This is a genomic window from Wandonia haliotis, from assembly GCF_039523435.1.
In the GTDB taxonomy this organism is placed as follows: Bacteria; Bacteroidota; Bacteroidia; order Flavobacteriales_D; family Crocinitomicaceae; genus Wandonia; species Wandonia haliotis.
Map to the genome: position 1 here is coordinate 758,085 of NZ_BAAAFH010000022.1, position 6,986 is coordinate 765,070.

The window sequence follows — 6,986 nt, forward strand, 5'->3', positions numbered from 1 at the left end:
ATACTAAGGAAACAACAAAGAGGAGTCCTTTTGGTTTAGCAAAAATGTAGATTCCTTAAATTCTATTTCAAAATCCCAAAATCTATCCCTAACTGCTCCTTTGCTTTTCGGTTCACTATTATTTTCGGATTCTCTATCTGAACATCAGAAAATTCGGGTAGTTCCAAGGCTAGAAGTTCAGCCTGTTTTGTATAATACTCCTTTCTTGAAGGATGCCCGCTGGAGCAAATATTAAATACTTCATTGGTCAACTCTTCATCGATAACTTTCTGAAAAGCAGTCAGCACATCCTCCCGATCGACAAGGTTTACCGGAGAAAGCGCATTAGGCAGTTCTTTCTTACCTGCTAAAAAACGTCCCGGCTGCCGATCTCCGCCAATCAGTCCTGCTAATCTTAAAACGACTAGTTTTTTACCAAAAAGTCTTCGCAATCCCTCTTCGTACCTAAGTTGAATCAAGCCACTCCCTTCCGGCGTGTATTCATTTGTTTCATCCACCATTCCCATTCCATCCGGATAAACAGATGTCGAAGACGCCAACACTACTTGTTGCAGCGATTGAAAATTAACATTCTCAGAAATCCATTGTATATGTTTTTCATAAGCTGTTCCGCTCATCGTTCTTGACTTCAAAGGATACGCGATTACCAACACTTCAGGATTAGTACTTTTCAATTTACGGACAGCACTCTCCGATAAGGAAGCTCCCACTTCCACTATCAGAGGAATGATTCCTTTATCTTCAAGTAAGGAGAGCTGACTTTGACGTCTTACCGACCCTATAACTTCATATCCATTCCTGACAAGCCGCTCCCCCAAAGGAAGACCTAACCAGCCACACCCCAAAATCAAAACGGTTTTCATTCTAAGACAGCTTCTACATGATTAACAATAAAATCTACCCGATCCCGTGCTGAACCAAAAGGAACATCAATCAGTTCGTATCCGTGTTGTGAATAGGTTTCTTTTAACTGATTATACGCTTTTACAGAATGATCAAACTCTTCCATACGTTCCTCGTCATTCTCAAAAATCTCGCGCCAGGGTGGCAAAACAAACACTAGCGGAAAGTAAGAATAAGACGCAATATCCTTATTCAATTCTTCATAAACGGGTAATCCTTCCAACTCCAGATATGCCTTTACATCCAAAAGACAACGATCAAAGAAACACAATTCTATACTTTCTGTTTCTTTGTAATCAAGTAGCATCCCCTGCTGAACTTTATAGGAGAATCCGGTAACATCCTTCCAGGGAAGGTCATCACACTCATCTTCCAGACTTTTTCGAATTACTTCACGTGCTACTTCTCTATACGCACAATATCCTCTCTGTAACAACTCTTCTATAATGGTAGACTTTCCTGTTCCTCCTCCGCCTGTTATTACGATACGTTTTGCCATTGTTTCATTTCTGTTTTGCAAAGGTATTATTCTCAGTCAAATGATAAAAACATACAAATAATTCCGTTTTCGAAAAAAAACAGTTGTCTAATTGTGTATCTCAAAAAATTTCTTTTACTTGCGCTCGTAACTAACATTTTAAAATCTACATTTATGTCAACAGAACCATTTATCGGTGAAGTTAAACTATTTGGGTTTGACTTTGCACCGCGCGGTTACCAGTTTTGTGCTGGACAATTACTTTCAATTTCAAGCAACACTGCTCTTTTCTCCCTTTTGGGCACAACGTATGGAGGAAACGGTATCCAAACATTTGGCCTCCCGGATCTTCGTGGGCGCGTTCCTATCGGGCAGGGACAGGGACCTGGTCTTCCAGACTATGAAATGGGGGAAATACAAGGTTCAACGCAAACAACTATTTTGAATGCAAACATGCCTGCACACACCCATTCAGCAGTTGGATTAAACATTTCTATGCCTGCATTTAGCGGGTTAGGAGAAGATGCCACTCCAGTTGGAAATTATATGGCGGCTACCTCTACAGATTTTTATGCTGCTGTAGCATCTCCGGGAGCCAGTATGGGACCTTTACATGTATCCGGTCAGACCGGAATTTCAGGAGGATCTATTCCGATCTCCATTGTCCAACCACTGTTGGTAATGAATTATTGTATAGCCACTGTAGGAATTTTTCCCAGTAGACAATAAAAGTAAATGAATTAGCAGGGGAAGAAATTCCCCTGTTTTTCTTTATATCAATTATGAAAATAGGATTATTATTACCTCGCTCCACCTTTTACACCTCCATAAGTTTTGACATTTTTAACGGCGTAAAGGCTAAACTCATTGCCGACCGCAATGAACAAATTGAAATCTATACCGAGAATATTGGTTTCGGAGCAGAAAAGCAAGTTGTATACAGAGCTGCAGAACAATTAATCATGCAACATGATACGGATATAATTTTCGCCTATATCAGTCATAGTTCCGCGCAGTTACTCCGCCCCCTTTTTGCATCTACCAATCGTGTACTGATTGTACTGGATCCGGGAGCCAATCTGCCACAGGAATGGCCAAAATCTGAAAACATTGTTTATCATTCCCTTAATAATGCACTCGGTGCTTTTTGTTTAGGGGATCTTATGAAAAAGGATGGTATTCGGGAAGCAGCTTTTTCGACAGGGTATTATGACGGAGGATATCTTCAGACTTTTGCCCTTGCAAAAGGACTCGAAAAGGCCGGTATTCAATTAAATCACAACGTTGCGACCGGTTATATACGGGAAGAGTTTTCAATGAAAGATTTGAAACCTTATCTGGACTCCAATACAAACAAAGCGTTAGTCGCTATCTTCTCAGGAGATTTTTTACAATGGTTCTTTCAGGAAATGCAAGTAAAATTTCCCGACAGAAAGGAACCAATTTATCTACCTCCTTTTGCTCTCGAAGAATCAATGCTTTTATCTGCCCCCTACCCTGGAGGAACAATAAAAGGAATTGCTGCCTGGTCTAAAAATCTGACTTATGACAGCAATCTTGAGTTTATTGATACCATGAAACAGAAGAACTATAAACTAAATTTATTCTCACTCCTTGGCTGGGAAACAGGAATTTTAATTAATCTCCTGAAACAAATTCACATCCCTGGAGAAGGAAAAAAAACGGTTTCAACTCTTACAGGATCATCTATCGAAACTCCACGAGGAAAAGTAGAATTTGATACCGAAACAAATACTTCCTACGGATCTCTCTATACAGCTAACATTGTGAAAAATGACCAAAACAATTGTGAGTTACTCATATCCGGCACTCTTGATACCCGTCATTCATATTCTGAAATGATAAAATTAGAACTTGAAAACAGTGTTTCCGGTTGGCAAAACAGTTATGTATGCAATTAGATAAAACTCCTAAAATAGTAATCCTCTGTAACGGTAAATTTGCAATTCCGGCTATCCAGATTCTTGGTATTGAAAAGATGCTTTGTGGAATTGGTGTTGGCGATGCTGACGCATCTTTTGTTTCTCTAATACATAACGAATGTGAACGTGCACAAATACAGTTTAATCATTTTCCCTCCAAAGACAAAGTGAGTGAATTACGAAGCTGGTTGGACAAACTACAACCGGACTATATATTCTCTATTTGTTTTCCCTTTCGTGTAGACCGAAAAGCATTGGCATATAGAGAAAATGCTTTTATAAATTTCCATACCGGTCCCTTACCTGAATTCAGGGGTCCAATGCCCATCTTTGAAGTATTGCGATACGGAAAAGAAGACACGGCTATAACCGTACATTACATGTCTGAAAACTTTGATGAGGGTCCTGTCATTTTTGAAGAACGAATTCCGATAAAAAATAATGACACCTTCGGATCACTTGCTTTAAAACTCTCAGAAGTTTGCGGATACACTGCAAAAAACATGGCGCAAATGATACAGTTTGGAAGCCTGATTCCTTCATTCCCCCAACAGGATAAAGAAGCCCGTTACTTTGAATATCCGGAGAAAGAGGATACTCAAATCAGATGGAATCAAATGTCTGCACAGGAAATCGAAGCCCTTATACGCGCATGCAATCCCTGGAATACAGGAGTAGAGGCTATTCTGGACAATCGTCCGGTACGCCTGCTTAGCGCCAGTACAACAGACCTGAAGCACGAAGTGCTCCCCGGACAATGTCTTGGACTGGACGAAAAAAGAAGACTGATTGTTTCCTGTAAGGAAAATGCTTGTATCGCTATAAATGTGTTACAAATCGACAAAGGGTTTTGTTCTGCTGACGAATTCTTTCTATCTTCGCGCCAAATTAGCGGAAAAAACCCAGCTAACACATTACTTTTTAGTAACTTAACAAAATAACATCATGAAGAAAAATCGTACGAAACTCTTTTTACTGAGTTTACTTATGTCCGGATCATTGTTCGGCCAAACTCAGTTTTGGTCAGATGACTTTGAGGACACAGGATCTCCGTCCTCCGGAGTAAGGACCCCCTCGAACAATATAGGTTTAGGTGATCCTTCGACCTTTTATTTTAAAAGAACAACCAGTAGCCAAGTCGACGCATCTTTTGGTTCCTACACGGGTCAGAACGGTACCTATTTTTGGGCTGGAGAAAATCATGGGGGGCTTTTTGGAGCTGGTAACGAAGAACAGAACATTGTCTTTTCCAATATTAACATCAGTGGAAAAACAGGACTGACTTTTAAAGGTCTCTTCGCAGCTAATAATCAGGGGGCTGCATTTGAAAACATGGCTTTAGGGGCTTCTCATAGTGATTATATGATTGTCGAATACAATATCGACGGTGGTGCTTATCAGCCTCTTTTCAGCTTTTTTGCCAATAACAATACCGCAAGTGGAGTCAATAACAAATCTCTTGCAGAAGATACAAATGGCGATGGTATAGGAAACGGAACAATACTTACTGCTAATTTCACAACATTCACTAAATCAATAGCAGGTACGGGTACGACACTAATTTTAAGAGTACGTTGTTCTTCAAACGGAAACAACGAGGAAATGGCTTTTGACTATTTCCAACTACTTGCAGATGCTTGTGTTCCTCCGGTACTAACAGCCAGTCCTCCAAACCGTTTTATCTGTTCTGGCGGAAACACTACTTTCGGAATTAGCGCTACAGGTGCTACGGCCTACCAATGGCAGGTTGATTCAGGAAGTGGGTTTTCTAATGTATCGAATGGAGGAGTCTATTCAGGAGCAACCACTGCTACATTAACAATTACAGGTGCAACAGCTGCGATGGCCGGGTATGTATACCGTTGCGTAGCAATAAACGGAACTCCTACCTGCTCAGCAAATTCAAATGTAGCAACTCTGTCTATCTCTAACATTGTTACTTCAGGTTCAAAAAATGATGCAACCTGCAATGGAGTAGCTAACGGAGCTGCGGCAGTATCAGCGGTAGGAGGAGCAAATCCTTATTCTTACAGCTGGTCACCATCCGGAGGAACCGGAAGTGTAGCAACTGGTCTTGCTGCCGGATCATATACGGTAACAGTAACTGATAATATTGGTTGTACAGCTACTCGTAGTTATACAATTGACCAACCAACTGTTCTTACTGCAACAGCTAACTCTCAAACAAATGTTTCTTGTAACAATGGTACTGATGGAGCTGCATCTGTGGCTGTTTCTGGTGGAACAACTAATTACTCATACGACTGGACAGGAACACCAACTGGTGAAGGGACAGCTTCTGTAACTGGTCTTAGTGCAGGAGCAATCTCTTGTACTGTAACGGATGCAAACGGATGTACGGCTGCGGTGGACTTTACAATCAATGAGCCAACTGCTCTTACGGCTGTAGCTGCTGCACAAACTAACGTTTCTTGTAACAATGGTACTGATGGAGCTGCTTCTGTATCTGTTTCAGGAGGAACTACTGATTATACATACGATTGGACTGGAACGCCTACTGGTGACGGAACGGCTTCTGTAACTGGTCTTTCAGCAGGAGCAATCTCTTGTACTGTAACGGATGCAAACGGATGTACAGCTACGGTGGATTTTACAATCAATGAGCCAACTGCTCTTACGGTAACAGCAGCCTCACAAACTAATGTTTCTTGTAACGGTGAAGCTGATGGTGCTGCTTCTGTATCTGTTTCAGGAGGACAAGGAGGCTATGTTCATAACTGGACTCCTGGGAATCCGACTGGCGACGGAACAGCTACGATAACAGGTTTAGTTGCACTAACCTGGACCTGTACTGTAACAGATATAAACGGATGTGCTGCTACGATGGACTTTACAATCACTGAGCCAACTGCTCTTACGGCTACAGCTGATGCACAAACAAACGTTTCTTGTAACAATGGTACTGATGGAGCTGCTTCCGTATCTGTTTCTGGTGGAACTACTGATTATACATACGATTGGACTGGAACGCCAACTGGTGACGGAACGGCTTCGGTTACTGATCTTGCAGCAGGAGCGATCTCTTGTACGGTAACAGATGCAAACGGATGTACAGCTACGGTGGACTTTACAATCAATGAGCCAACTGCTCTTACAGCTACAGCTGATGCACAAACAAACGTTTCTTGTAACAATGGTACTGATGGAGCTGCTTCCGTATCTGTTTCTGGTGGAACTACTGATTATACATACGATTGGACTGGAACGCCAACTGGTGACGGAACGGCTTCGGTTACTGATCTTGCAGCAGGAGCGATCTCTTGTACGGTAACAGATGCAAACGGATGTACAGCTACGGTGGACTTTACAATCAATGAACCGGCTGCTCTTACAGCTACAGCTGATGCACAAACGAACGTTTCTTGTAACAATGGTACTGATGGAGCTGCTTCCGTATCTGTTTCTGGTGGAACTACTGATTATACATACGATTGGACTGGAACGCCAACTGGTGACGGAACGGCTTCGGTTACTGATCTTGCAGCAGGAGCAATCTCTTGTACGGTAACAGATGCAAACGGATGTACAGCTACGGTGGATTTTACAATCAATGAGCCAACTGCTCTTACAGCTACAGCTGATGCACAAACGAACGTTTCTTGTAACAATGGTACTGATGGAGCTGCTTCCGTATCTGTTTC

At 41.8% G+C, this 6,986-nt stretch carries 6 protein-coding genes; 4 read left to right on the forward strand and 2 right to left on the reverse strand.

All coding sequences use genetic code 11. The features are described from left to right. Window positions 1-62 precede the first annotated feature (62 nt). Both ABDZ97_RS16080 and ABDZ97_RS16085 read right to left on the reverse strand, forming a co-directional pair. On the reverse strand, window positions 63-863 hold the full coding sequence (locus tag ABDZ97_RS16080) for a Rossmann-fold NAD(P)-binding domain-containing protein (protein ID WP_343790178.1): 801 nt from the start codon (window positions 861-863) through the stop codon (window positions 63-65). Continuing rightward, a complete protein-coding gene (locus ABDZ97_RS16085; RefSeq protein WP_343790181.1) occupies window positions 860-1,402 on the reverse strand; it encodes an AAA family ATPase in 543 nt (180 codons plus the stop codon). Before ABDZ97_RS16085 ends, ABDZ97_RS16080 begins: the two co-directional genes overlap by 4 nt. Before the next feature lie 153 nt (window positions 1,403-1,555). Between ABDZ97_RS16085 and ABDZ97_RS16090 the strand changes: the two genes are divergently transcribed. The 4 genes from ABDZ97_RS16090 to ABDZ97_RS16105 all read left to right on the forward strand — a co-directional run. Then, complete coding sequence (locus ABDZ97_RS16090; protein ID WP_343790184.1) at window positions 1,556-2,110, forward strand: phage tail protein; 555 nt, start codon at window positions 1,556-1,558, stop codon at window positions 2,108-2,110. 53 nt (window positions 2,111-2,163) lie between these two features. After that, complete coding sequence (locus ABDZ97_RS16095; RefSeq protein WP_343790187.1) at window positions 2,164-3,303, forward strand: ABC transporter substrate-binding protein; 1,140 nt, start codon at window positions 2,164-2,166, stop codon at window positions 3,301-3,303. Next, window positions 3,294-4,265 carry a methionyl-tRNA formyltransferase gene (locus ABDZ97_RS16100; protein WP_343790191.1) on the forward strand — a complete coding sequence of 324 codons (972 nt, stop codon included), beginning with the start codon at window positions 3,294-3,296 and terminating at the stop codon, window positions 4,263-4,265. The genes ABDZ97_RS16095 and ABDZ97_RS16100 overlap by 10 nt, the downstream gene beginning before the upstream one ends. A gap of 4 nt (window positions 4,266-4,269) precedes the next feature. Continuing rightward, window positions 4,270-6,986, forward strand: a 2,717-nt coding sequence (locus ABDZ97_RS16105) for a beta strand repeat-containing protein (RefSeq protein WP_343790194.1), incomplete at its 3' end; no start/stop codon positions are given.